Below are 23,247 nucleotides of genomic sequence, written 5' to 3'. Positions count from 1 at the left end.
CCATGATGCTGGTCCGCGCCTTCGTCAGCCATTATCGCCGCCACCCCTTCCAGCTTGCGGCGCTGGCAGTGATGATTGTGCTGGCCACCATGCTTTGGACGGGCGTCACCATGCTGACCGATCAGGCCCGCAACAGCCTGTTCGAAAGCGAGGAAGCCGTGGCACCCCGTGTTCATGTGGTGCGCACGGATGGCCAGCGCATCGGTGTTGATGAATTTGCCGAGCTGCGTCTGGCCGGCGTGTGTGTCGCGCCCTGGCTGGAGATAGAGCGCCCGCCTCCGGAGGGTCGGGTGATCGGTATCGACCCGCTGGCCATGAGCTGTTTTCGCGAGGACGCTCCCGGCGGTGATGCCGACGAACTGGACGGTGCTCCTTTTCTGGATATCAGTGAAGCGGCGAGGCTCTCCCGTAAGGGTCACGACAGCCGGCTTTACCTGCTGGCCGCCAATGAAAACGTCGAGCTACCCGATGGCTACACCCTGCGGGACTTTTCACTTGGCCCGCCCACGGGCGAGTTGGCGGACAGCTTCCTGCTTAACCTGGACGCCCTGAGCCTGCTGGTGCTGCTGATCACCGGCTTGCTGGTGCGCAGCGTTCATCGTCTGGGCATCGCCCAGCGCCAACAAAGCTTTGACCTGCTGTACCGATTCGGGGTGCCCCGCCAGACGGTGAAGCAGTTGCTGGCGGCGGAGTTGGTGGTGCTGACCGGTGTTTGCGTGCTGCCCGGGCTCTGGTTGGGTACGCAGCTTGCAGGAACACTGGGTGGTGGGTTCGGGCAGGCTCTCGACAGCCTGTTTGATGTAACCCTCTACGCGGGTTCCGCGGAATCTCTGCCCTGGCAGGCTGCCGGCGTTATGGTACTGCTTGTGTTGACGGTTTGCCTGCTGGACTGGGTGGTGCCCCAGGGCTGGCAGGGTGCTGCTGTGTCAGGCCGGAGACGATTGATCGCGGTCACGGTTCTGCTTGTGGGGCTGGCGAGCGTTGCCCTGGCTCCGGGCCTGGCCTGGGTCTTCGTGGGAACAGCGCTGGTGTTCGCGGGTACCGGTTGGCTGGCGCCCGGATTACTGGCGTTATGGGCTGAGAGGCGGTCTGATCAGACCGATTCGGATGGAAACAATCCTCTTACACGCTGGCGACGCCGGGAACTGGCGGTGATGTTCCGACATCTTGCACTTCCTGTGGTGGCCCTGCAGTTTGCCATGGCAACGGTGCTGGCGGTGCAGGCGCTGGTGACAACGTTCGAACGTACGTTCGACGAATGGCTGTCTCAACGCCTGGAGGCTGAGTTCTATGTCGAGGTGCCTCGTGGAGCGGATGCCGGGCTGGCGGCAACAACGTTACGGGGGCTTGAAGGTATCGGGGCCTGGCATCAGGTGATCCGTGGCGAGGCACGGATCATTACAGACGGATTGGCCAGTGAAGGTAGCACGGTTGCCGTTGATCTTTTGGCGCTGGCTCCCATCAGCGATCTGGTGCTGGGCTGGACGTTGCTGGCCAGTATTGACCGGCCCTGGCAGAAGCTTGAACAGGGCGGCGTGATGGTCAATGAGCAACTGGCCCGGCGTGATCAGCTAGAGGTGGGTGACACCCTGAACGTTGTCATCGCAGGCACCGAAACCAGTGCTCATGTGACCGCCATTTACGCGGACTATGGACGTCCGGCAGGGGAAGTGTTGATGTCCGGCGCCGCCTTGCCGGACGGTTTCAGCCCCCATTTCGAAAGTTTTTCGGTGAATCCGGGCGAGCTGGCCATGACGGATATCCGGGAACGGTTGGCCGCTGTTTGGAATACGCCTGACGTGACTGTCCGGGATAACGCCAGCATTCGCGCCCTGGCCTCCCAGGTGTTCGGCCAGACCTTCCTGCTCACCCGCGCCATCAGCCTGCTGACACTGGCGCTTGCCGCCGTCGCTCTGCTGATTATGGGCTGGGTGTTTTTCACCACGCGGGTCTGGTACTTCCAGTTGCTGGGTATCTGGGGCCTGCCGGCCCGAAAGGTCTTTGGCCAGCTCCGGCACCTGTCGGTCACGCTGACGATGGCGGTCACCACCGCCGCCCTGCCGCTTGGCATCTGGTTGGCCTGGGTGCTGGTCAGTCGAATCAACCCGTTGGCTTTTGGCTGGTCACTGCCTATGGATCTGTATCCCCGGTTCTGGCTTGAGCTGGGCCTGGTGGCAGCGGTGACCGGCCTGGTGGTTGCGCACCTGATGCGCAGGCAGCTGGTTCACCGGGCAAAGGACAAACAGGTGAAGACATGAGAGCCCATTTCGCCTTCGTTGCATGGTTACTGATGGCTGCTGTTGCAGGTTGTTCGGATTCATCCAAAGAGACTGGTTTCGCAGGCCTGGCTCAGCAGGTCGGGGAGGTGGATGAAACCGGGTTTCTGCAGCCCCGGCCCGGCGATACCCTCGTATTCCCCGATGATTGGGGCCCTCACCCGCAACATCGCATTGAATGGTGGTACCTGACGGCCAACCTGGAAACCCGGGGCGGCAAACCACTGGGCCTGCAATGGACCCAGTTCCGTCAGTCCCTTCAGCCCCGGCCGGCTGAGAGTGAGGCTCCCGATCCGGAGGCCTGGCCCCTTGAGGCGGCCTGGATGGCCCATGGTGCGGTGTCGTATGAGGGGGAGCATCGGTTTACCGAGAAGCTTGCCCGGGGTGATGTGGGCCATGCTGGCGCCAGGGTAGATCCGTTCCGCGTTTGGCTGGATGACTGGCGGGTGGAAGCGGTGCCAGGGTCGGATATGTGGCGCCTGCAGGTGACAGGGGATGGCTGGAGCTATGACCTGCAGTTGACGGGTACCAGGGACGTGGTAGCCCATGGTGTCGAAGGCTTCAGCGCCAAGTCCGCCAGTGGTGAGGGCTCCATGTATTTCAGCCTGGTGGATTTACAGATCGGGGGAACGGTGACACTCGGGGATCGGTCCCTGGAGGTTTCCGGCAAGGGCTGGTTTGACCGTGAATGGAGCAGTCAGTTTCTCAAGGCAGGCCAGCAGGGCTGGGACTGGTTCGCGCTGCATCTGGAAGATGGAAACAAGCTGATGGCCTTTCGCCTGCGCGAAGACGGCGGTGCCTATTCGTCTGGCAGCTGGATCGGGGCCGATGGCCAGCTTGAAGCGCTGGATCGCGATGATCTGACCCTGTCACCGACCCGTTGGCATGAATCTCAACGTGGCCGAGTGCCCGTTGAGTGGCGACTGACGATTCCTCAGCATAAGGTGGACCTGACTGTCGCAGCACCGCCCGGCAACTACTGGAACGACGGGCTCTATCCCTATTGGGAGAGCCCGGTGTCTGTTGCCGGCTCCCACCAAGGTGTGGGTTATATGGAACTGACCGGCTACAGGGAGTAAAGGGCGGGGACGGTATCAGCGGATGACTGGTGGTTGAAGCCCGCTGACCAGCTCCTGAATGCCCTGATGCCATTGCTGGCGGAGTCGCTGGAAGTAGTCGTTGTGTTCGTCCACCCGGTCGATGAAACAGGGCTTCAGTTCATTATTACGATAGATGGCCACGTCCAGCGGCATGCCTACCGACAGATTGCTTTTCATGGTGGAGTCGAAGGAGATCAGGGCGCACTGGTACGCCCGGTCCAGGGGGGACTGGTAGTTCACCACCCGGTCAAGAATCGGCTTGCCGTATTTTGACTCGCCAATCTGGAAATAGGGGGTCTCTCGGGTAGCTTCGATGAAGTTGCCTTCCGGGTAAATGTTGAACAGCCGCGCTTCTTCGCCGTGGATCTGGCCGCCCAGGATCAGCGAGCAACTGAAATCCACGTGGTTGATCTTGCCCTCCGGGTTGTCCCGATGGATAACTTCGCGAATGGTCTTGCCGACAATCTCCGCGGTCTCGAACATGGAAACCGTGGAAAAAACGTTGGGCACCTCGGAGCCGGCGCGCTTTTCCAGCAGGCTGATCACACTCTGGCTGGTTGCGAGATTGCCGGCGGACAGAATGACCAGCTCCCGCTCGCCCGGCTGCTCAAAGACATGCATTTTGCGGAAGGTCGAGATCTGGTCAAAACCCGCATTGGTGCGGGAGTCGGACGCGAACACCAGGCCATCGGCCAGCCGCATCGCCACACAATAAGTCATCGGGCTACCCTCGGGTGATTCGGAATCCGGCCAGTTTACCCCTTTCACTGCAGAATACATGGGGTGATGTGTCGATTTTGCAAAGCTTTTTGTTACTGGCTCTCCCCGGCTTTGGTTACCCAGGCGCGGGTCTGCAGACTCTCCATGCCACCACCACTGCGAATGCCTCGCACCGGAGCGGCATCCCGGTAATCCAGGCCCGTTGCCAGCTTGATATGGCTTTCCGCTACATTGAGCAGGTTCACCACATCAAAGGTATGCCAGTTGCGGCCCAGCCACGCCTCTGCCCAGGCGTGGGTGGCCAGGTGGTCGTCGCTGAAGGTGTGTATGTAGCCGCTGACGTAACGCACCGGAACCCCGATGTGGCGGCAGCAGGATATGAAGATATGGGTATGGTCCTGACACACCCCGGCTTTCTGATTGAAGGCCTCGGCGGCGGTGTGGGTCACAGTGGTGGCGCCGGGCAGGAACTGAATGTGCTCCAGGATGCGGTTCATCATTCTTACCAGGCTGCGTTTGTTGGGGGAAAACTGGCTGGCGAACGCCTTGATGGCGTTGTCGGCTTCCGTCAGCGGGGTGTGGCGCAGGAACACTTCCGGCGGGAAGGGTGAATCGTCCCGGGTCAGTGGTTTGCCGGTGAGGTCAACCACGCCTTCGGCGGTCAGGGTGATCTTCGAGACCGTCTTGTCCATGGTCATGACAGTAACCTGGTTGCCGAAGCCGTCGATCATCTGGCTGGTTTCCCCCGGGGCGCTCACGTGCCACTCCAGGATTCGCTGTTGTGGCGTGTTGCGGGGTGTCAGGCGCAGGTACTGGATGCTGTTGTGCATCGGCGCATCGTAGGTATAGGTCGTGTCGTGGCGGATGTTCAGTTTCATTGTTTCCACCCCATGTAGTCCTTCTGGATCTGGCCGGAAATGCGCTGGATGCGTTCCAGGAAGTCGGTCAGATATTCGTGCAGGCCACGCTCTTCAATGTACTCCCGGTCGCCATAGTGGATATTGGCGTACAGGCTGGAGGCCAGGCGCCTGGCCCGACGAGCGTCACCACTCTGGATCTGCTCCAGCAGGCTGGCGATTTCCTGCAGACAGGCGCGGAGTGAGCGGGGAACATCCGGCTTGAGAATCAGCAGTTCCGCCACGTTCATCGGCTCGATGTTGTGGCCGTAGGTATGCTGGTAGGCCTCGAAGGCGGCCAGTGAGTGCAGCAGGGCGGTCCACTCGAAGAACGATTGCGTGGGATGGCCTTCCAGGGATTTGGTGGCCATGTGATGGCGGATATCCAGAACCCTTGCGGTGGTGTCGGCCCGTTCGATAAAGGTGCCCAGACGCAGGAAGTGGAAGGCATCGTTACGCAACAGAGTGCCGTAGGCTGCACCCCGGAACACGTGGGAGCGTTCCCGGGTCCAGTCGAACACCCGGCTGGCGTTGGACTCGGTAACCCCCTTGTGCCGAAGCTCCTTCAGTTCCATCCAGGCTGAATTGATGCTTTCCCACACGTCGGCGGACAGGTTGCCCCGAATGTGCAGCGCATTGTCCCGGGCGCTGCGTATGACGCTGAACACACTGGCAGGGTGGCGGTCATCCAGTAGCAGGAAATCGATCAGGTTCTGGGGCGTGATGTCGTTGTAGAGTTCGTCGAATACCTCTCGTGTGCCGGTAACCAGCAGCGGGACCGACAACTGCTCTTCACGGTCTTCCGGCACGTCGATAAGCGCCATGGTCAGGCTGACGTCCAGTAAACGGGCCTGGGTTTCGGCACGCTCCAGATAGCGGGCCATCCAGAACAGACTTGATGCGGCGCGGCTCAGCATTCGTCGCCCTCCAGTACCCAGGTGTCTTTGGTGCCGCCGCCCTGAGACGAGTTCACCACCAGTGATCCGGCTTTCAGTGCCACCCGCGTCAGGCCCCCGGGCACCATCTGTATCTTTTTGCCTGAGAGCACAAAGGGCCGCAGGTCCAGATGCCGGGGTGCCACGCCTTCATCCACAAAAGTGGGGCAGGTGGACAGGCTCAGGGTGGGCTGGGCGATGTAGTTGTCAGGTCTGGCTTTCAGCAGGCTGCGGAAGTGGCTGAGCTCCTTCTTGCTGGCCCTGGGACCGATCAGCATGCCGTAGCCGCCCGCACCCTGGGTTTCCTTGACCACCAGATCGGGAAGGTTGTCCAGCACGTACTGCAGGTCCCTGGGTTTGCGGCACTGCCAGGTGGGTACGTTCTTCAGAATGGGTTCTTCCCCCAGGTAGAAGCGGATCATGTCCGGCACGTAGGGGTAGATGGACTTGTCGTCCGCCACGCCGGTGCCCATGGCATTGGCCAGCACCACATTGCCGCTGCGGTAGGCGGCATAAAGGCCGGGCACGCCGAGCATGGAATCCGGATTACCGGCCAGGGGGTCGAGGAAGTCGTCGTCAATCCGGCGGTAAATCACGTCCACCTGCTGGGGGCCGATGGTGGTCTTCATGTAGACCCTGTTCTGGCGAATGAACAGATCGGCCCCCTCTACCAGTTCGATGCCCATCTGGCGTGCCAGGAAGGCGTGCTCGAAGTAGGCGCTGTTAAAGCGCCCGGGGGTGAGCACCACTACCGTGGGGTTGGGCTTGAGGGAGGCGGCGCGAAGGGTTTCCCCGAGCAGTGCCGGGTAGTGCTCCACCGGCGCAACCGGCGCCTGTGCAAACAACTCCGGAAACAGGCGCATCATCATGCGGCGGTTTTCCAGCATGTAGGACACGCCGCTGGGGCAGCGCAGGTTGTCTTCCAGCACATAGAAATCACCGTCGTTATGTCGGATCAGGTCTATGCCGGCGATGTGGGAGTAGAGGTTCCTGGGCAGTTTCAGGTTCTGCATGCCGGGCTGGTACTGGGGGTTGGCAAACACCTGTTCGGCGCTGATCACCCCGGCGCGGATAATGTCGAAATCGTGGTAGATGTCGAACAGGAAGCGGTTGAGGGCCTGAACCCGCTGCCTTAGCCCGGCCTGCATCCGCTGCCAGTCGGTGGCAGAAATCACGCGGGGAATCAGGTCAAAGGGGATCAGGCGGTCGGCGCCCTGGTCTTCGCCATACACGTTGAAGGTGATGCCCAGGCGCTGGAAAAGCACGTCCGCCTCGCGGCGTTTCTCGGCGAGCAGGTCCTCGTCGGACTTGATCAGCCAGTCTTCCAGCATCCGGCAACTGGGCCGTACCCGGTTGTCTTCGTCGAACAGCTCGTCGTAAATACCCTCGGGCGGGGTTTGTATCAGCATAACCATGACCCTCTCCTGAACACGCCCTCCACCGGATGTGAAGAGTCGGTATCCAGCCGTTCCCATTCAAAAAAGGAACAGCAAAAGCCAGGCCACTCTGGCGGTAGACGTGCGGGTTTTGGCCAGGGCGGGCTATTTAAGAAAAGGCCAGGAGGGAGAATGTGTCAACAAAAGAGACTGTCAGCCGCCCCATGGCGGCTGACAGTCAGGGCTTATTCCAGCGATGTGGCACCAATGCGGTGAATGCTGACATCTGCACCGTTGAACTCCTCTTCATCGGTCAGGCGCAGCCCGGAGATGGCGCTGACGATGCCGTAGACGATCAGGCCGCCGACAAAGGCCACGACAACGCCGGCAACCGCGCCGATGATCTGGGACATCAGGCTGACGCCCCCCAGGCCACCAAAGGCTTCCTGGCCGAAGATGCCGGCTGCAACAGCACCCCAGACACCACAAACACCGTGCAGGGGCCAGACACCCAGTACGTCGTCCAGGCGTTCGATTTTGTCCTGCGCCCATTCAAACATGTAGACGAAGACCGCACCGGCAATACCTCCGGTGATCAGCGCACCAACCGGGTGCATCAGGTCCGAGCCGGCGCATACGGCCACCAGGCCGGCGAGCGGCCCGTTGTGGATGAAGCCCGGGTCCTTGCGGCCCACAAGCATGGCTATCAGCACGCCACCGACCATGGCCATCAGGCTGTTTACCGCCACCAGGCCGCTGATGCCATCCAGGGTCTGGGCCGACATTACGTTAAAGCCGAACCAGCCCACGGTAAGAATCCAGGCGCCGAGGGCGAGAAAGGGAATGTTGGAGGGGGCAAAGGCCACCACCCGGCCGTTGCGATAACGACCGTTACGCGCACCTAACAGCAGTACCGCGGCCAGGGCAATCCAGCCGCCGACAGCGTGCACGACAACGGAGCCGGCAAAGTCGTGGAATGCTGCACCAAACTGGATCTCCAGCCAGGCCTGGAAGCCGTAATTGCCGTTCCAGATCATGCCCTCAAAGAAGGGATACACGAACGCCACAATCAGCCCGGAGGCGATCAGCATCGGGTAGAATTTTGCGCGCTCGGCAATGCCGCCGGAAACAATGGCGGGTATGGCAGCGGCGAAGGTCATCAGGAAGAAGAACTTGACCAGATCGTAGCCGTTGGCGGCTGTCAGCTCTGTGGCGCTGGCCATGAAGTGGCTGCCATAGGCGATGTAGTAACCGATAAAGAAATAGGCAACGGCGGAGATGCCGAAATCCGTCATGATCTTCACCAGGGCATTTACCTGGTTCTTGTGTCGCACGGTACCCACTTCGAGGAAGGCGAAGCCGGCGTGCATGGCCAGTACCATAATGGCACCGATAAGAATGAAGAGGGTGTTGGCGCTTTCGGTCAGAGTATGTACTGCACTCGTGATATCCACGGGTTGGTTGCTCCTTCTTGTGCATTGATAGCGTGCACAACAAGCAAGGAGTGTTCCGTTTTGATGCAATGCCAGGAGGGGTAACAGATTAGAGGGATTTTACGCCCGATATAAGTGCGCCCGGCGGAAGAATCGTAGTCGCCGGCGCCCTGAAATTGTGCGTTATTGGTGGTCTTGCACTATTGTGGTGGGCCCCTGCTCGGACTGCTCCTTCCAGGCAGCATAACGAAGCAGGTCGGATTCCACGAAGGCCAGGCAGGCGGCCACAACACCGGCGTCGTCCAGGAAGCCAATCCCCAGGAGCAGATCCGGAATCAGGTCCAGGGGATTAAGTACATAGATAAGGGCACCGGCGATCGCTGCGATGCTTTTCCACGGCACTTCTCGGTAATTCCCCTGCCAATAATCCCGCAGCATGGAAAACATCAGGCGGATGTCGGTGCCGAAACGGCGCAGCTTGCCGCTTTTTCTGACCTTGTCCTCGATAGCCTTCTGACGGCGAAGCAGATCGGCCAGGTCATCGCGGCGAACCTTGGCGGCCTCGGTATCCAACTGTTCGTTAGCCTTGTATTCGCTGAATGTTGCCATTGGTCGTTACCTGTATTGAAGTGCCTGTCCCGCTCCATGATCCATCAAGGTTGCGATAAAACCAAGGGGTTTGCGGGGTGTTTCCTTATCGTGGTTATACTGACGGTATGGCCGATTTCATCAAACACAATTCCACGTCCTTTCCCGATGCGCTGTTCTACGAGGCCAGGGGCCTTGAGGTGTTGGCAGACACCCTTAAAACCGCTGGTGTTACCGAGTTACGTGTGCCGGAGGTGACATCCGTCTCGGAACAGGAGCTGGTTATTCCGCGGATAAACCCCGGCCCGGCAACCGAGGCAACCATGGCAATACTGGGCGAGGGGCTTGCCCGCATGCATGCGATTCGTCAGCCACAATACGGGTTTGCAGATGACAACATGATCGGGTTGTCGCCACAGAAGAATCGCCTGACGGACGACTGGGGCGACTTTTTCCTCGAAGATCGCCTCGGTGTACAGGTGGGGATGATTCGTAACCGGCAGGTGAAGGAGGAGTTCGAAGCTGTGCTCAGGACAAAAGGCGATGCTCTGGCGCAGTTCCTGAATGCGCACTGTGAACACCCCAGCCTGCTTCATGGTGACCTCTGGTCCGGGAATGTGCTGTTCGACACCACCGGCCCCTGGCTGATTGATCCTGCGGTCTATTACGGTGACCGGGAAGCAGACATCGCCATGACGGAGCTCTTTGGTGGCTTTTCAACGGCTTTTTACCGCGCCTATGATCGTATTTATCCAAGAACGGGGGTTTACGTTACCAAGCGGGCTATCTATAACCTTTATCACACCCTCAACCACTACAACCTGTTCGGCGCATCCTATCTCGATGCCTGCAGGCGTAATCTGGGAGTTATCGCATCGCAGGTGTAACAAAATCGGGGCACTTGATCAGTGCCCCGATTGTTACGCTAGTGCAGTATCAGGCGGATTTACGGCGACGGGTATACACAAGGCCGGCCAGGCCAAGGCTGAATAATGCCAGGGTGCCGGGCTCTGGTACCGTGGCATAGGCGTGGTTGTCGCTCTCGAAGGCGAAACCGTTACTGGCAATTTTGACGGCAGTAAAGAATTCGCTGCCGAAATTGAAGTTGATATAACGGTTAGTCTGCGAAGAGGTCTGATCACCGTCGGCAGCACCCGGGATCTGGTTTGCGACGTCCGTGCCCGTGAAGTTCTGATAAATACCATCGATCAGAAATGAAATGGTGTTGTAGCTGTCGATTGAACCCCAGAGAAGACCGAAGTAATTTGCTGACGTGCCCAGCTCGAAAACCGCAGAGCCATTCTGGTTCGGATTGGGGACGGTCAGGTATTGACTGTCGATACCGGCGGGCTCTGCGTACTGGCCGTTGACGGAGCCGGTAACGTACTGGAAGTCTCCAGAGCAGCTGGCATAGGGGCAGGTGGGTTCGGTTATGCCGTTGAAATCGATCACGGTGGCGCCTGCAACAGAGGTTGTAGTGTCACCTGGAGCGGACGCGGTAATCAGGACAGCGCTGGCTGAGCCTGAAAAAACAAGTGCAAATGCACCGGCAAGAAGAGAACTGGAATACTTGTTCATTGGATTACCTCAATCTGACATTTCATGGGTATGCACATGGCATGTATAAAAAGTAAGCAGATTGGGTGCCATTTCAGAAAAAACTTTCGATTTCAGTTGACTATCGCTTTTTATCTGTGTGTGATTTTCTGATATGTAAAATAACCCGACGCATTACTGTAGTGGTTTTACCACCAGGCCTTGCCCCACATTTCCGGGTTGGCCCAGTTGTCGGGGTTGTTCCAGGCGCGTTTGTGGTTGTAGCTGTCGATGTTGTAGGTGTAAAGGGTTAACGGGTTGGTTTCATCTCCCAGCTCTGCCTGGCGGCGAAAGCCCAGGCCGATGAAGTCGGTAAATGCCCACTGGGGGCTGTCTGCCACTACCACGGCGATCTGGTGAGTGCCGTAGTTGCGAAGCTGGCCCAGCAGGATTTCCCCCTGTTCATGGCTCAGGTGTTCCAGGGTGTCGGTCACCAGCGCCAGATCCTGGGTTTCGGATAGCGGGAAGGCATCGTTGGGGGCGTCTGTGTCCAGGGTTGTCATCGCGGACTCGCTGTGATGATGGCACCAGTGATCGCCCACCTGGCCGGCCACTTTGCCGCAGACAACCAGAGTACCGGGTTGGCAGGTGTCGATAATGCGGGCCAGGGCCTGATGGGGAGTTGTCATGGTCGGGCGTGTCCTGTCGGGATTGAACCGTCAGTATCCCACTGGCCAGTCGGCGGCATCAACCAGGTGAAGGCCAACCGGTTGCGCCGCGTTCCCATTCCAGTGCTTCACAAACATACCATCAGGGTCGAACTGTTGCGCCTGTTTCTCAAGGTTGAAGTGCCGTGGTCCCCTGGGGTCGGCGCCAACTCCGGCCTGGTACTGCCAGTTGCCATAATTGCTGGCAACGTCGTAATCCACCAGTTGCTCTTCAAACCAGGCGGCGCCGTAGCGCCAGTCCAGTTCCAGTTCGTTCACCAGGCAACTGGCGACGATCTGTCGACTGCGGTTGCTGATGTACCCGGTTTCCCGCAGCTGGTTCATGGCTGCATTTACCAACGGGTATTCGGTGCTGCCCGCGCACCAGGCCTTGAAACGATGGGGGTAGAAAGACGCAGAGCGTTTTTTCTGCTGTACCCCGTCCCGGCGAAACAGATCGGAGCCGTGCTTCATCGCGTACCAGTAAAAGTATTCCCGCCACAGCAACTCGAACCACAGCCAGTAGGTGGATTCGTTCTTGACCTGACTGTCTTCATACCTGGTGATGGAATCGGCCACTTCCCGGACGGACAATGAACCGTTTGCCAGCCAGGGTGACAACCGGGAAGACGCCTCGGTATCGTCCAGAGCGTTCCGGGTCTCCTTGTAGGTGGCGATGTGGTGATTGACAAAAAGATAGTCGTCAAGGCGTTTCAGGCCTGCCGACTCGCCACCGGTAAACGGTACAGGCTGTCGGGGTTCTGGGATGGGGGGGCATTCGCCCCGGTTGTCTTCCGGGTAGCCGGGTGCCGGCGGCAGCGCGGTCAAAGTGCGTATGCGCAGGCTTCCGGAATTGCGCTCGCCAGTCTTTTCAACCTGCTTCCGGAAGCCGGAGAAGGTGCCCGGCAGACTCTCAAGCGTCATTGGCAGAGAGCTTTCGGTGAACAGGCTGAGGGTTTCGAACTGTTGGAAAACCGTTTCCGGAAGCTTGTTTTTGATGGCCTGCCACTCATCCGCTTCGCGTGTGCCGGGCAGGCGCGAACGTATTACTCGCCCGATCCGGTGGTTATGTACCAGTTCCGGGATCACCGCTTCAGGCTCACCGAAGGCAATGTGTAAACGTTGCCCCAGCGGCCTGAGGCTGCGCTCCAGCTCCATAAGGCTTTGCCACAGAAAACGCCAGCGGTGATCACCCATGGTTCTGCACTGGAATGGACCGGGTGCAAACCAGCGCGGGTTGACCACATATACGCAAAGCAGCATGTCTGACTTTGAGGCGGCCAGCAGGGCTGCGTTGTCGTGAAGTCGTAGGTCCCGTGTGAACCAGTAGAGAGTGGTCAAGATCAGAGAACCTCATCGAATAACATGGACGAGGAATAGTACGTTACGTGTGTGGGGATAGATTGGCACGATGAAGTCGAAGTGGTTCGCCTCAGGTGCCCCCCATATAGATTGACATCAAATGATTGTCGTCCCTGATGTCCTCTTGTGTACCTGCAAATTTACGTTTCCCACCTGCAAAGATATAAACACTGTCGGCGACGGGTAACGCTTCACGAATATTCTGCTCCACCATGATGACGCCGACCCCTCGCTCCTTGAGGCCGACGACTCTTTCCATGGTTTCGTGAACCAGCGCGGGCGAGAGCCCGGCCGATGGCTCGTCGAGCATCACGAAAGCAGGGTCTGTTACGAGGGCGCGGGCGATGGCCACCATCATCTGTTCCCCGCCTGACAGTGAGCCCGCCGGGGTATTTCTGCGACGCTGCAGGTTCGGGTAATCAGCAATCAAGGATTCAATGCGTTCTTCGATGAGCTGCTTGTTGTTTAGCGCATACCCACCCATCCTGAGATTTTCCATGACGGTAAATCGCGGAAACACCCCCCCGCCCTGAGGCATCATCACAATGCCTTTGCTCACCATGTTGTGAACCGGTAATCCGGTGAGCTCGGTATCGCCAAGTGTTATCCGCCCCGACCAGGCTGGCAGGAGACCGGCAATAGCCTTTATGACTGTGGACTTTCCGCTGCCATTGGGTCCGAAAATACAGGTTATCTGTCCTGGAGGTGCAGAGACGGTGATGTCATGCACGATCTCCTGCTTGCCGTAACCGGTAACCAGATTGTCGACTCTCAGCTCGTTGCTCATGTGCGCCCCAGGTAGGCTTGTTGGACATTGCGGTCGCTGGCGATGGTTTCGAAATCGCCTTCCGCTACCACTTTCCCCTGATCCATTACCACAAGCCGGTCGCAGATTTCCTTTACCATTTCCATGTCATGTTCGATGATCAGGAAAGTGATGCCGGTTTTTCGTAAACGCTGTATGGCGTCCAGAATTATCTGACGAATGTTGGGATGCACGCCAGCAGTGACCTCATCAAGCAAAATGACTTTCGGGTCCCGTACGCAGACCCGCCCGAATTCCACCAGTTTCTGCTGACCGCCGGAAAGCTCCGAAGCCAGGTTGTCGACTACGTGGCTGATCTCCAGCATCTCCAGAGTACGTTCCATCCTCTCGCGGGCACGCTTCCAGTCCCCTTCGACGGCGGCCGCCAGCAGGTTGTCCCTGACCGTCATGTTGAGAAACAGGGAGGGAATCTGAAAGGTTCTGCTTATGCCGGTACGGGCGATTTTCCAGGTGGGCCAGCCGGTAACGTCGATTCCCTGCAAACGTATCTTCCCGGCGTCAGGCTTCTGTCCACCTGCGGCAAGGCTGAACAGCGTCGACTTACCGCTACCATTGGGGCCAATAACCCCGACGACTTCACCAACCTCGGCGGAGAGTGACACGTCGTCGACTGCGGTAATGCCCCCAAAGTGCTTGCTAACTGACTCGATGGCCAGCGGCGGATACTCTGGTGACTCGGCTTTGTGGGACGCAGATGACATCAGAAGCCCCCTCCTAAAGTTTGCCGAGAATTCTGGAAATAAGTTCCTTGCCGCGTTGGCGCCCCACGATAAGGCTGATCAACCCGTTGGGAAGGAACAGAACCACCAGCGCTATAATAACGCCGAGTATGGGGAGATAGATGACGGTGTCCCCGAACGTCGACCAGATGTAACGATTGGTGATCCAGAGCAATACCCCGCCCAGGGCCGGGCCCCAGACGGTTCCAAGCCCGCCCAGAAGCACCATGACCACCATCTGGTCGGTAATCTCTGGCCCCATAACGGAATAGGGGTCTATGTAAGTTGTCCAGTAGGCGTAGATGCTTCCGAAAAGCGCGGTGATGGCTGCCGAAAGTGCAAAAGACTGGACCTTGACCAGGTTTGTCCGGATACCCAGTGACTCGGCGGCCGGCTCGTCATCCCGCAATGCCTTGATTCTGAACCCGAAGCGTGAGCGTTCGATTAACAGCCAGACTCCGATGAAACTGGCCGCTGATGCAATCAGCATGATGTAGTAGAAGAAAAACTCATTGAGGTAGGCGGGCAGCGAGAGCCCGGCAGTGCCACCCGTAAAATCGAGTACCGTGACCAGTTGCATCAGCATTTCGGCGAACGCCCAGGTTGCGATGGCAAAATAGGCACCCCTGAGCCGCATGGTCGGCCCGCCAATAGCCACAGCGACGGCGATGGAAAGAATGATCGCGGGCAGCAGGGTAACAAAGAATGAGGCGCCAATATTGGACTGCATCAGTATGGCCGTGGTGTAGGCGCCGATACCGAAGAACGCCGAGTGCCCGAAGCTGATATAGCCGGCATAACCCCCTACGATGTTCCAGGCACAGGCCAGCCCCGCCCACATAAGCGCCCCGGTGGCAATTCTCAGGGTGTAAGAGTCAATAAAGGCGGGCAATACCGCAAGAGCGATCACAATGGCGCCGATCAGGAGTGCCCGGATGATGAGTTTCGGGGTCAGAACAGGTTTAGATGCCACGGCCCAGAACTCCTTTGGGTGCGACCAGAAGGACAAGGTACAGGGTTCCGAAAACAATCAGTAAGGAATATCGGGCCCCAATATAGGTGGCGACATAGGCTTCAAGCAGGCCGAGAGCCAGGCCGGCGACCAGAACGCCACCAACGGAACCGAGGCCGGCGAGTACGGCCACAAAGAATGCAAAGAGCGTGTAGCGAACGCCAACGCTGGGGTTGACGGAATAAATGGTCGCAATCAGTACCCCGGCGGATGCTGTCAAAGCGGTATAAATACCATATACCCAGGCGGAAACTCGCTTTACGTCAACCCCCATCAAGCCGGCATGGTCGTGGTTTTGCGCAAGCGCTCTGACGGCCATGCCAAAGCGACTCCGGTAGAGCAGAATAAACAGCCCGAGGCTGAACAGCATCGCCAGGAGAAAGGCAGACAATCGCATCAGGGGAATGGTCACCGGGCCCAGGCTCAGGAACTGACCCGACAAAACAGAATCGACGCTCCGGCTGTTGTAGGACCAGAGCCAGAGGGCGCCTCCACGCATGAACAGGAATATGCCGAAAGTAAAAGCCAGTGCCATCAGGTCAGGTCGCGCATACTTGCTGGTTCTGACATGGTAAATCAGCGGGCCAAGCCCACGACCGATCAGCAGAAATAGCGCGAAAACCAGGAAAATACTGATGAAGGGGTCGATGCCGGCCAGAGTTACCAGCCAATAGGCGGTGTAGCCACCGAGCATGGTCCAGCCCCCGACAGCAAAGTCGATCACATGGAGCACGCCGAAGGTCAGTTGGAATCCGATGGTCAGACAAATCAGGATGCCGCCAATCAGGATGCCGTTTACAAGTGTCTGCAGGAAAAGGTCCACCTCGGTGCTCCTCAGCCAAGCTTGCCATCCACGCTTGTTACCGTCGCCGACAGCCCTCCATTCAGGAGAACTGTCGGCGGCTGTACATCCGGCTGTGTGTCATGAAGTGCCGGGGATTGGGTAAACAAGCTCTCCCTTGGACGCATTTTCCGGAGCCACTGGCACCACATCGCCGCTCTTGATCTGAACGACAGCCGGCACTGGTTTGGTATTGTTGTGGTAGTGGCTGCCTTCCTTGGCAAACCCCACCGGGCCGTAGAAGGTTTCAATGTCAGTATCTTCAATGGCCTTGGCGAGTTCCGCCCGGGTTCCCTGATCCCAGGGTGGCGCTTTTCCGAGCCGGCGTGCGGCGTCCTGAAGCACCAGGCCGCTGGCTGAACAGGCCGCTTCGGTGTAATCCGGCCGTGTTCCCCACCGGGAAAAGGACAGTTCTGAATAGTCGCTGGCGGTTCCGAACAGTTCGTCCTTGTAAGGTAATCCTTCTGTCCACACGGAAACGCCAAGGATACCGTTTGACTCGGCTCCGGTTTCTTTCATAAAGGCTGCCGATGTTACACCGTAGTGCATGATCAGGGCCTTGGGCTTGTAATTCAGCGCCTTCGCCGTATTTACAAAATTGATAAAGATATCTTCATGCCCGCCGACAGCCACAATATCCGGATTGCTCGACTTCAGCTTGGATATAATGGCCGAGAGATCCGAGCCGGCGGGAAACAACTCGTAACTCAGGAGATCCAGCCCCGACTCTTCCACACCTTTGCGGAAGCCTTCTGCCGTTTCCTTGGAGAAGGGCTCATCAACCCCGATAACCGAAGCGGTTTTTGCCCGGTCGCCAAGGTTCTCCGCCAGTACTACCATGGATTTATCAGTGGTGAGATCTACAGCGGGAATCATGCCGAAATTGAAAGCCGGCTTTGCCAGCCAGACATTCGGAGACTCTGCGGAACCGGATATCATTGGCACCCTGTATTTCTGGCTGATGGGTTGTACTGCGAGGGTGACACCGGAGGTATAGGGCCCGAACAGGACATCGACTTCGTCCTGTATGATCAGCCTTTCCGCGGCATCCGCACCGGAAGCGGGTCGTGATTGGGCATCACCATAGAACATTTCCACGGGATATCGCTTGCCCTCAATCTCGATGCCTCCAAGCTTGTTGATCTCTTCGGCCCATAGATCGTAGCCCCGGCGTGTCAGGTTACCGCCGAAACGATTTGCGCCTGATAACGAAGTAACGACACCAACACGAATCTTGTGCTCTTGCGCGTTAACGTTCAACGCTGGAAAACCAAGGGTCATTGCGCCGGTGCCGAGTATAGAGTTCCTTAGAAACTTCCTGCGGGAAAATTTATGATTCATGAGCCTGCTCTCCCCAATGGGTGCATTCAGTGGCTTGTTGTAGATCTGAATACTTCGTGCTGCCACTCAAAAATCAGTAGATGCAGTTATTCCAGATACATATTAATGGTTAGTCCAGATTTCCGGCGATTTCAAACCGGATAATCGAACGTACCTGGAGAATATTGGGTCTTGGTGTGCGAAGACAGGCGATGGAAGGAGGGGAAGTCCTTGAATAGGATGCCGCAACGCCGCCAAACGGAAGGCGGCGCTGCGAAATGAAAAATTTTCAGGCGGTGGTTTCGAGCTCTTTGAGAGTCGGGTAATCAGTATAGCCGCGCTCATCGCCACCGTAGAAAGTACTGTCGTCCCATTTGTTCAGTTCTGCATGCTGGCGAAACCGCTCTGGCAAATCCGGGTTGGCGATGAATGGACGGCCAAAGGTAACCAGGTCACAACGGCCACTGCCGATGCGCTTGCGGGCTTCTTCAGCAGTGTAGGCACCGTTTGCAATATAAGTGCCGTGAAATCCGGCTTGAATGGCATCAATCACTGACTCCGGGCGGCCGTTCGCATGGTTGCCCTGGAAGGAGTCTTCCACGACCTCGAGGTAGCTGATGCCCAAAGCGTTCAGTCGCTTCGCGAATTCACCAAAGGTTTCTTCAGGATCTTCGTCGTACATTGCGTTGAAACTCCCGGTCGGGCTGACCCGAACACCGACATTGTCCTTGCCCCATACGTCGATCACGGCTTCTATGACCATTAGTGGCAGGCGCATTCTGTTCTCGACGGAGCCGCCGAATTCGTCGCTGCGCTGGTTGCTGCCGCTCTTGAGAAACTGGTCGAGCAGGTATCCGTTGGCGGCGTGTACCTCAACACCATCAAAGCCGGCGGCTTTGGCGTTCAGGGCGCCCTGGCGATACTGCTCTACGATGTCTTCCATCTCGCTCGTTTCCAGAGCTCGGGGCTCGGGAACGTCCACCATGCCGGAGTCGGCACTGATGAAGGTTTTGGCGCCCTCTGGTTTGATCGCCGATGGCGCTACAGGCTTATTGCCGTCGGGCTGCAGAGCCGTGTGGGAAATGCGGCCGACGTGCCAAAGCTGCATATGAATGCGACCGCCTGCCATATGCACCGCACTGGTCACCTTGCGCCAGCCCTCAATCTGCTCTTCCGAGTGGATGCCTGGCGTGAATGCATAGCCCTTGCCCTGGGGAGAGACCTGGGTGGCCTCGCTGATGATCAGGCCGGCGCCCGCACGTTGTTGGTAGTACTGGGCATTCATGTCATTCGGTACGTCCCCAGGCTGGCCGGAGCGGGATCGGGTCAGGGGTGACATCAGCACACGGTTGGGCAGTGTGAGAGTGCCGATATCGTGCGGTTGAAACAGTGCATCATTTACATTGTTCATTAACCATTCTCCTTCGGGATTAGCAAGATTTAATTAGACCAGTCTACTAGAGACTTTGGAAAAAAAGTGTGTGGTCAGCGAATACCAAGGCACTGATGGAAAAAGACCCGCACAAACCGGTCCATGGGCTCGGTAGACTTCAGAACCTTGGCCCTGAGAATAGCGCCTTCCCAGCCGGACAGCAGGAAGCTGGCCACGTCGGCGGGATTGACGGATTCATCCACATCCCCTGCCTGACGGGCTTCCTCAATGCAGCGTTCGAAGCGTTGTTCCCAGCCCCGGAACACCGTGTCCAGGCGCTTGCGGAAGGTCTCGTTCTGCCCGGCCAATTCCTGGCCAAGATTGCCGATCAGGCAGCCGCGGGTGAATTCGCCGCTGGTCATGGTTTCCCGGCCACTATCGAAGTAGTCACGCAGGCGATCCACGCAGGAGCGGCTGCTGTCGTTGAGGATCCGATCCAGTTTGGTGTCGTATTCCTGCGCAAAGGTGTCGATGACAGCCAACCCGAAATCGTTCTTACTGCTAAAGTAATGGTAGAACGACCCCTTGGGTACACCGGCAGTGGTCAGCACGGCGTTGATGCCCGTGGCACCAAAGCCTTTCTGGCCGATCAGGTCGGCACCGGTGTGGATGATGTGATTGCGCGTGTCGTTCGATGTCATGGTTGTTATATTAGACCGGTCGTCTACAATGCGTCAAACCCGTAGAACCCGAGATGTTTCATTCCGAATTGCGTTCAAGGAGTCTGCCAGTGATTAAATCCCGTGCTGCGGTGGCGTTTGCCCCCAATAAACCGCTGGAAATAGTAGAAGTGGATGTTGCCCCGCCCCAGAAAGGGGAAGTGCTGGTGCGCATTGTTGCCACCGGCGTGTGCCATACCGATGCCTACACCCTTTCCGGTGCCGATTCCGAAGGCAACTTTCCGGCCATCCTGGGGCATGAAGGCGGCGGTATTGTTGAAGCCATCGGCGAAGGTGTGACGTCCCTGGAAGTGGGCGACCACGTCATTCCCCTGTACACGGCCGAATGCGGAAAGTGCAAGTTCTGCACCTCCGGCAAGACCAACCTGTGTGGTGCCGTGCGTGAAACCCAGGGCAAGGGCGTAATGCCGGACGGCACTTCCCGCTTCTCCTACAAGGGGGAACCCATTTACCACTATATGGGCTGCTCCACCTTCTCGGAATATACCGTGTTGCCCGAAGTTTCCTTGGCGAAAATCCCCAAGGAAGCGCCGCTGGAGAAAGTCTGCCTGCTGGGCTGTGGTGTTACCACCGGCATTGGCGCGGTACTGAACACCGCCAAGGTGGAAGAGGGCGCAACCGTGGCCATCTTCGGCCTCGGTGGAATCGGTCTGGCCGCCATCATCGGCGCCACCATGGCCAAGGCCAGCCGCATCATTGCCATTGATATCAACCCCGGCAAGTTCGACATCGCGAAGCAGCTGGGTGCCACCGACGTGGTCAACCCCAGGGATTACGACAAGCCGATCCAGGAAGTGATCATTGAAATGACCGACGGCGGCGTGGACTATTCTTTCGAGTGCATCGGCAATGTGGACGTGATGCGTTCGGCGCTGGAATGCTGCCACAAGGGCTGGGGTGAATCCATCATCATCGGCGTGGCCGGCGCCGGCGAGGAAATCCGCACTCGCCCGTTCCAGCTGGTGACAGGCCGGGTCTGGAAAGGATCCGCCTTCGGCGGCGTCAAGGGGCGCACCGAACTGCCGGGCTATGTGGAAAAAGCCGAAAAAGGGGACATCCCCCTGGATGTATTCATTACCCACAACATGCCCCTTGAGGACATCAACGAGGCGTTCGAGTTGATGCATGAGGGTAAGAGTATCCGGTCAGTTATTCACTTCTGAAATGGTTCGAACAAAGCCCCGCGTTAATGAAACGGGGTTCAGGAGCAGTTGATGACCGCAGGTAGTTCTTTCCGCTTCCGTTTCCGCGTCCGCTACGGCGAATGCGATGCCCAGAGCGTCGTCTTCAACGCCCGCTACGCGGACTACGTGGACATATCCGTCAACGAGTACATCCGCACCCTGTTTGGCGACTATCAGAACCTTCTGGATCAGGATCTCGACATCCAGGTGGTGAGCCTCACGGTGAACTACCGGGCACCGGCGCGTTTTGATGATGTGCTGGAGGCGAGAATAAAGGCAGGGCGCATAGGCAACACCTCGTTCACGCTGCATCTGGAGTTTTACCGTTACGCAGAGGAACTTCTGGTGGCGGAGGCGGATATCACTTATGTGCTGATTCAGCCCTCCAGAATGACGAAGACCGCGGTACCGTCATCCATAAGGGAACAACTGGAGGTGGGAGCCCCCGGCGTGCTTGTCAGTCACGCCGGGGAATAGCCGTCAGGAGGGTTTTCAGCCTGCCTGAAACGCCTGTACCACGGCCTTGGCCGCGCCTTCGGAGGAGGCCGGGTTCTGGCCGGTGATCAGTTTGCCGTCCACCACGATGTGTGGCGCCCAGTCGTCACCTTTGGAGTAAGTGGCGGTGTTTTCCTTCAGCATGTCTTCCAGCAGGAAGGGTACAACACCGCTCAGGCCCACGGCTTCCTCTTCGCTGTTGCTGAAACCGGTTACTTCACGGCCGCCTACGATGTTCTGTCCCGGCTTGATTTCAACCTTCTTGAACACGGATGGCGCGTGGCATACGGCGCCGATAACCTTGTCCTGTTCGTACGCCGTCTTGATCAGTGCAATGGACTTGTCGTCATTCACCAGATCCCACATCGGGCCGTGGCCGCCGGGATAAAACAGGGCGTCATACTCGTTCATATCCACATCCGCCAGTTTCTTCGTGCTGGCCAGGGCTTCTTTGGCGTGGGCATCCTGCTCGAAGCGGCGCGTGGTTTCGGTCAGCGCCTCGTCTGTTTCGCTGTTGGGGTCAACCGGCGGCTGGCCACCTTTCGGCGAGGCAATGGTAATGTCTGCGCCGGCATCCCTGAATACATAATAGGGTGCGGTGAACTCTTCCAGCCAGAAGCCGGTCTTGTGTCCGGTGTCGCCCATTTGATCGTGCGAAGTAAGAACCATCAGTACTTTCATCCGGTCTGTCCTTTTGATTCGGGAAATGAATTCGGTATTACTGCCTTATACAACCTTTGTTGCGGCGATAGCTCGGTAAATCAACCGTGAGACTGTCTTTACGGAGGGAGACATCAAACAGATGCTGCGGATGTCCCTTACTGTATATCGACTATACTTTCAGCGATCATGGATAAAAGACTGAACCGGAATTCCTAATTACTTACTGTCTTCATAATAATTTCATGGAAGGATCTGCACGTTGCGTCATCTTGTTTCTTGCTTCATAGCAGGTCTGTTTCTGGTTGTTCCACCGGCGTCTGCCGAGGATGAGGGGCACTCGATAACCGTGGGCATTAACCATGCTCCTCCGTACCGGATTGTGGGCGACGAGGTCGTCACCGGCCTTTATGTCGACATATTCAATGAAATCGCCGACAGGATTGGCTGGGAAGTGCACTACGTTGAAGCCCCGTTTCGCCGGGTGCTGCTGATGATGGAAGAGGGCAAGGTGGACGTCATGCTCGGCCCCCTGAAAACCGAGGAGCGGGAAAAGATGATGGCCTTTGTGGCGCCGGCTTTTCCGCCGGAACGGAAACTGTTTTTCTATTACCATGACGAAAACCGGATCACGGAGTACGACGACCTTTACGGCAAAAGAATTGGCGTACTCGCCGGTGCCAGCTATTTTGAAAAGTTCGACACCGATGAAGAACTTACCAAGGAGCCGATTGCACGCTATGAAAACCTGATGCAAATGCTGGAAATGGAGCGTGTTGACGTGGTGGTTGCCCCCGAGCTGGTGGGTCGTCATACCGTCAGTCAATTGGGTATTGATGTCTCTGAATCGCCCTATCAGGTGCCCGGTGAGCATTCGTATATAGCCATTGCAAGAAATTCGCCCGTGCTCTCGCTGCAGGATCAGGTCACTCAGACGTTTGAGCAGATCAGGCAGGATGGCACTTACGACAAGTTGGTGATGGGCTATCGAGACCACGCCAGTAAATGACGCCGGATCAGCATGATTTGTGGTTCCTGCCTCCAGACATCACTGCCGACAATTTCAGCGCCCGCCACGCAGCATGAACAAATTTGCAATAGTCGTTCGCAGCCTAACTGTATAAACTCGGTTTTAACGCTCGCTTATTT

General features: G+C 57.7%; 23 protein-coding genes. 6 read left to right on the top strand and 17 right to left on the bottom strand.

Going from position 1 to position 23,247, the window contains the following annotated elements:
* The first annotated feature begins 2 nt into the window (after nucleotides 1-2).
* The gene (locus QPL94_RS01125; protein ID WP_285354959.1) at nucleotides 3-2,258 is read left to right on the top strand and encodes an FtsX-like permease family protein; all 2,256 of its coding nucleotides are present in this window, start codon (nucleotides 3-5) and stop codon (nucleotides 2,256-2,258) included.
* The gene (locus QPL94_RS01120) at nucleotides 2,255-3,355 is read left to right on the top strand and encodes a lipocalin-like domain-containing protein (RefSeq protein ID WP_285354957.1); all 1,101 of its coding nucleotides are present in this window, start codon (nucleotides 2,255-2,257) and stop codon (nucleotides 3,353-3,355) included. Before QPL94_RS01125 ends, QPL94_RS01120 begins: the two co-directional genes overlap by 4 nt.
* A 15-nt stretch (nucleotides 3,356-3,370) precedes the next feature.
* Here QPL94_RS01120 and QPL94_RS01115 read toward each other — a convergent pair whose 3' ends face one another.
* The 6 genes from QPL94_RS01115 to QPL94_RS01090 all read right to left on the bottom strand — a co-directional run bounded on the left by QPL94_RS01115 (nucleotide 3,371) and on the right by QPL94_RS01090 (nucleotide 9,345).
* A complete protein-coding gene (locus QPL94_RS01115) occupies nucleotides 3,371-4,096 on the bottom strand; it encodes a proteasome-type protease (protein ID WP_285354956.1) in 726 nt (241 codons plus the stop codon).
* Nucleotides 4,097-4,188: 92 nt separating this feature from the next.
* Nucleotides 4,189-4,974 carry a transglutaminase family protein gene (locus QPL94_RS01110; RefSeq protein ID WP_285354955.1) on the bottom strand — a complete coding sequence of 262 codons (786 nt, stop codon included), beginning with the start codon at nucleotides 4,972-4,974 and terminating at the stop codon, nucleotides 4,189-4,191.
* Nucleotides 4,971-5,909 (bottom strand): alpha-E domain-containing protein, encoded by a 939-nt coding sequence (locus QPL94_RS01105; RefSeq protein ID WP_285354954.1) that lies wholly within the window; start codon nucleotides 5,907-5,909, stop codon nucleotides 4,971-4,973. The genes QPL94_RS01110 and QPL94_RS01105 overlap by 4 nt, the downstream gene beginning before the upstream one ends.
* A complete protein-coding gene (locus QPL94_RS01100; RefSeq protein ID WP_285357810.1) occupies nucleotides 5,903-7,336 on the bottom strand; it encodes a circularly permuted type 2 ATP-grasp protein in 1,434 nt (477 codons plus the stop codon). Before QPL94_RS01100 ends, QPL94_RS01105 begins: the two co-directional genes overlap by 7 nt.
* 212 nt (nucleotides 7,337-7,548) lie before the next feature.
* Complete coding sequence (locus QPL94_RS01095; protein WP_285354952.1) at nucleotides 7,549-8,757, bottom strand: ammonium transporter; 1,209 nt, start codon at nucleotides 8,755-8,757, stop codon at nucleotides 7,549-7,551.
* Nucleotides 8,758-8,919: 162 nt separating this feature from the next.
* Nucleotides 8,920-9,345 carry a YkvA family protein gene (locus tag QPL94_RS01090; protein ID WP_285354951.1) on the bottom strand — a complete coding sequence of 142 codons (426 nt, stop codon included), beginning with the start codon at nucleotides 9,343-9,345 and terminating at the stop codon, nucleotides 8,920-8,922.
* Nucleotides 9,346-9,452: 107 nt separating this feature from the next.
* Here QPL94_RS01090 and QPL94_RS01085 point away from each other — a divergent pair, with 107 nt between their 5' ends.
* Entirely contained in the window at nucleotides 9,453-10,211 is a 759-nt protein-coding gene (locus QPL94_RS01085; RefSeq protein WP_285354949.1) for a fructosamine kinase family protein, read from the top strand.
* Nucleotides 10,212-10,260: 49 nt separating this feature from the next.
* On the opposite strand, the gene QPL94_RS01080 is transcribed toward QPL94_RS01085, so the two are convergent.
* The 10 genes from QPL94_RS01080 to QPL94_RS01035 all read right to left on the bottom strand — a co-directional run bounded on the left by QPL94_RS01080 (nucleotide 10,261) and on the right by QPL94_RS01035 (nucleotide 19,720).
* Nucleotides 10,261-10,902 carry an Npun_F0296 family exosortase-dependent surface protein gene (locus tag QPL94_RS01080; RefSeq protein WP_285354948.1) on the bottom strand — a complete coding sequence of 214 codons (642 nt, stop codon included), beginning with the start codon at nucleotides 10,900-10,902 and terminating at the stop codon, nucleotides 10,261-10,263.
* Nucleotides 10,903-11,069: 167 nt separating this feature from the next.
* Entirely contained in the window at nucleotides 11,070-11,549 is a 480-nt protein-coding gene (locus QPL94_RS01075) for a DUF6231 family protein (protein WP_285354947.1), read from the bottom strand.
* Between the two features lie 30 nt (nucleotides 11,550-11,579).
* Nucleotides 11,580-12,908, bottom strand: a complete 1,329-nt coding sequence (locus QPL94_RS01070) for a DASH family cryptochrome (protein WP_285354945.1) — start codon at nucleotides 12,906-12,908, stop codon at nucleotides 11,580-11,582.
* A gap of 91 nt (nucleotides 12,909-12,999) precedes the next feature.
* The gene (locus QPL94_RS01065) at nucleotides 13,000-13,716 is read right to left on the bottom strand and encodes an ABC transporter ATP-binding protein (protein WP_285354944.1); all 717 of its coding nucleotides are present in this window, start codon (nucleotides 13,714-13,716) and stop codon (nucleotides 13,000-13,002) included.
* Nucleotides 13,713-14,456, bottom strand: coding sequence for an ABC transporter ATP-binding protein (locus QPL94_RS01060; RefSeq protein ID WP_285354943.1), 744 nt, complete (start codon nucleotides 14,454-14,456; stop codon nucleotides 13,713-13,715). The genes QPL94_RS01065 and QPL94_RS01060 overlap by 4 nt, the downstream gene beginning before the upstream one ends.
* Before the next feature lie 13 nt (nucleotides 14,457-14,469).
* Nucleotides 14,470-15,447: a branched-chain amino acid ABC transporter permease gene (locus tag QPL94_RS01055; protein ID WP_285354942.1), complete on the bottom strand. Its 978-nt coding sequence runs from the start codon at nucleotides 15,445-15,447 to the stop codon at nucleotides 14,470-14,472.
* Complete coding sequence (locus QPL94_RS01050) at nucleotides 15,437-16,309, bottom strand: branched-chain amino acid ABC transporter permease (RefSeq protein ID WP_285354941.1); 873 nt, start codon at nucleotides 16,307-16,309, stop codon at nucleotides 15,437-15,439. Before QPL94_RS01050 ends, QPL94_RS01055 begins: the two co-directional genes overlap by 11 nt.
* A gap of 99 nt (nucleotides 16,310-16,408) precedes the next feature.
* Nucleotides 16,409-17,668 (bottom strand): amino acid ABC transporter substrate-binding protein, encoded by a 1,260-nt coding sequence (locus QPL94_RS01045; RefSeq protein WP_285354939.1) that lies wholly within the window; start codon nucleotides 17,666-17,668, stop codon nucleotides 16,409-16,411.
* A gap of 268 nt (nucleotides 17,669-17,936) precedes the next feature.
* On the bottom strand, nucleotides 17,937-19,058 hold the full coding sequence (locus QPL94_RS01040) for an alkene reductase (protein ID WP_285354937.1): 1,122 nt from the start codon (nucleotides 19,056-19,058) through the stop codon (nucleotides 17,937-17,939).
* Between the two features lie 74 nt (nucleotides 19,059-19,132).
* Nucleotides 19,133-19,720 carry a TetR/AcrR family transcriptional regulator gene (locus tag QPL94_RS01035; RefSeq protein WP_285354935.1) on the bottom strand — a complete coding sequence of 196 codons (588 nt, stop codon included), beginning with the start codon at nucleotides 19,718-19,720 and terminating at the stop codon, nucleotides 19,133-19,135.
* A gap of 89 nt (nucleotides 19,721-19,809) precedes the next feature.
* Here QPL94_RS01035 and QPL94_RS01030 point away from each other — a divergent pair, with 89 nt between their 5' ends.
* Entirely contained in the window at nucleotides 19,810-20,922 is a 1,113-nt protein-coding gene (locus QPL94_RS01030; RefSeq protein WP_285354934.1) for an S-(hydroxymethyl)glutathione dehydrogenase/class III alcohol dehydrogenase, read from the top strand.
* A 51-nt stretch (nucleotides 20,923-20,973) separates the two neighbouring features.
* The gene (locus QPL94_RS01025; protein ID WP_285354932.1) at nucleotides 20,974-21,420 is read left to right on the top strand and encodes an acyl-CoA thioesterase; all 447 of its coding nucleotides are present in this window, start codon (nucleotides 20,974-20,976) and stop codon (nucleotides 21,418-21,420) included.
* A gap of 15 nt (nucleotides 21,421-21,435) precedes the next feature.
* Here the strand turns inward: QPL94_RS01025 and QPL94_RS01020 are convergent, their stop codons facing one another.
* Nucleotides 21,436-22,119 carry a type 1 glutamine amidotransferase domain-containing protein gene (locus tag QPL94_RS01020; RefSeq protein WP_285354930.1) on the bottom strand — a complete coding sequence of 228 codons (684 nt, stop codon included), beginning with the start codon at nucleotides 22,117-22,119 and terminating at the stop codon, nucleotides 21,436-21,438.
* A 241-nt stretch (nucleotides 22,120-22,360) separates the two neighbouring features.
* Here QPL94_RS01020 and QPL94_RS01015 point away from each other — a divergent pair, with 241 nt between their 5' ends.
* A complete protein-coding gene (locus tag QPL94_RS01015) occupies nucleotides 22,361-23,107 on the top strand; it encodes a substrate-binding periplasmic protein (RefSeq protein ID WP_285354929.1) in 747 nt (248 codons plus the stop codon).
* Nucleotides 23,108-23,247: the final 140 nt, after the last annotated feature.

This window comes from Marinobacter sp. SS13-12, assembly GCF_030227115.1.
Classification (GTDB): Bacteria; Pseudomonadota; Gammaproteobacteria; order Pseudomonadales; family Oleiphilaceae; genus Marinobacter.
This window is presented reverse-complemented; position numbering and strand designations above follow the sequence as displayed.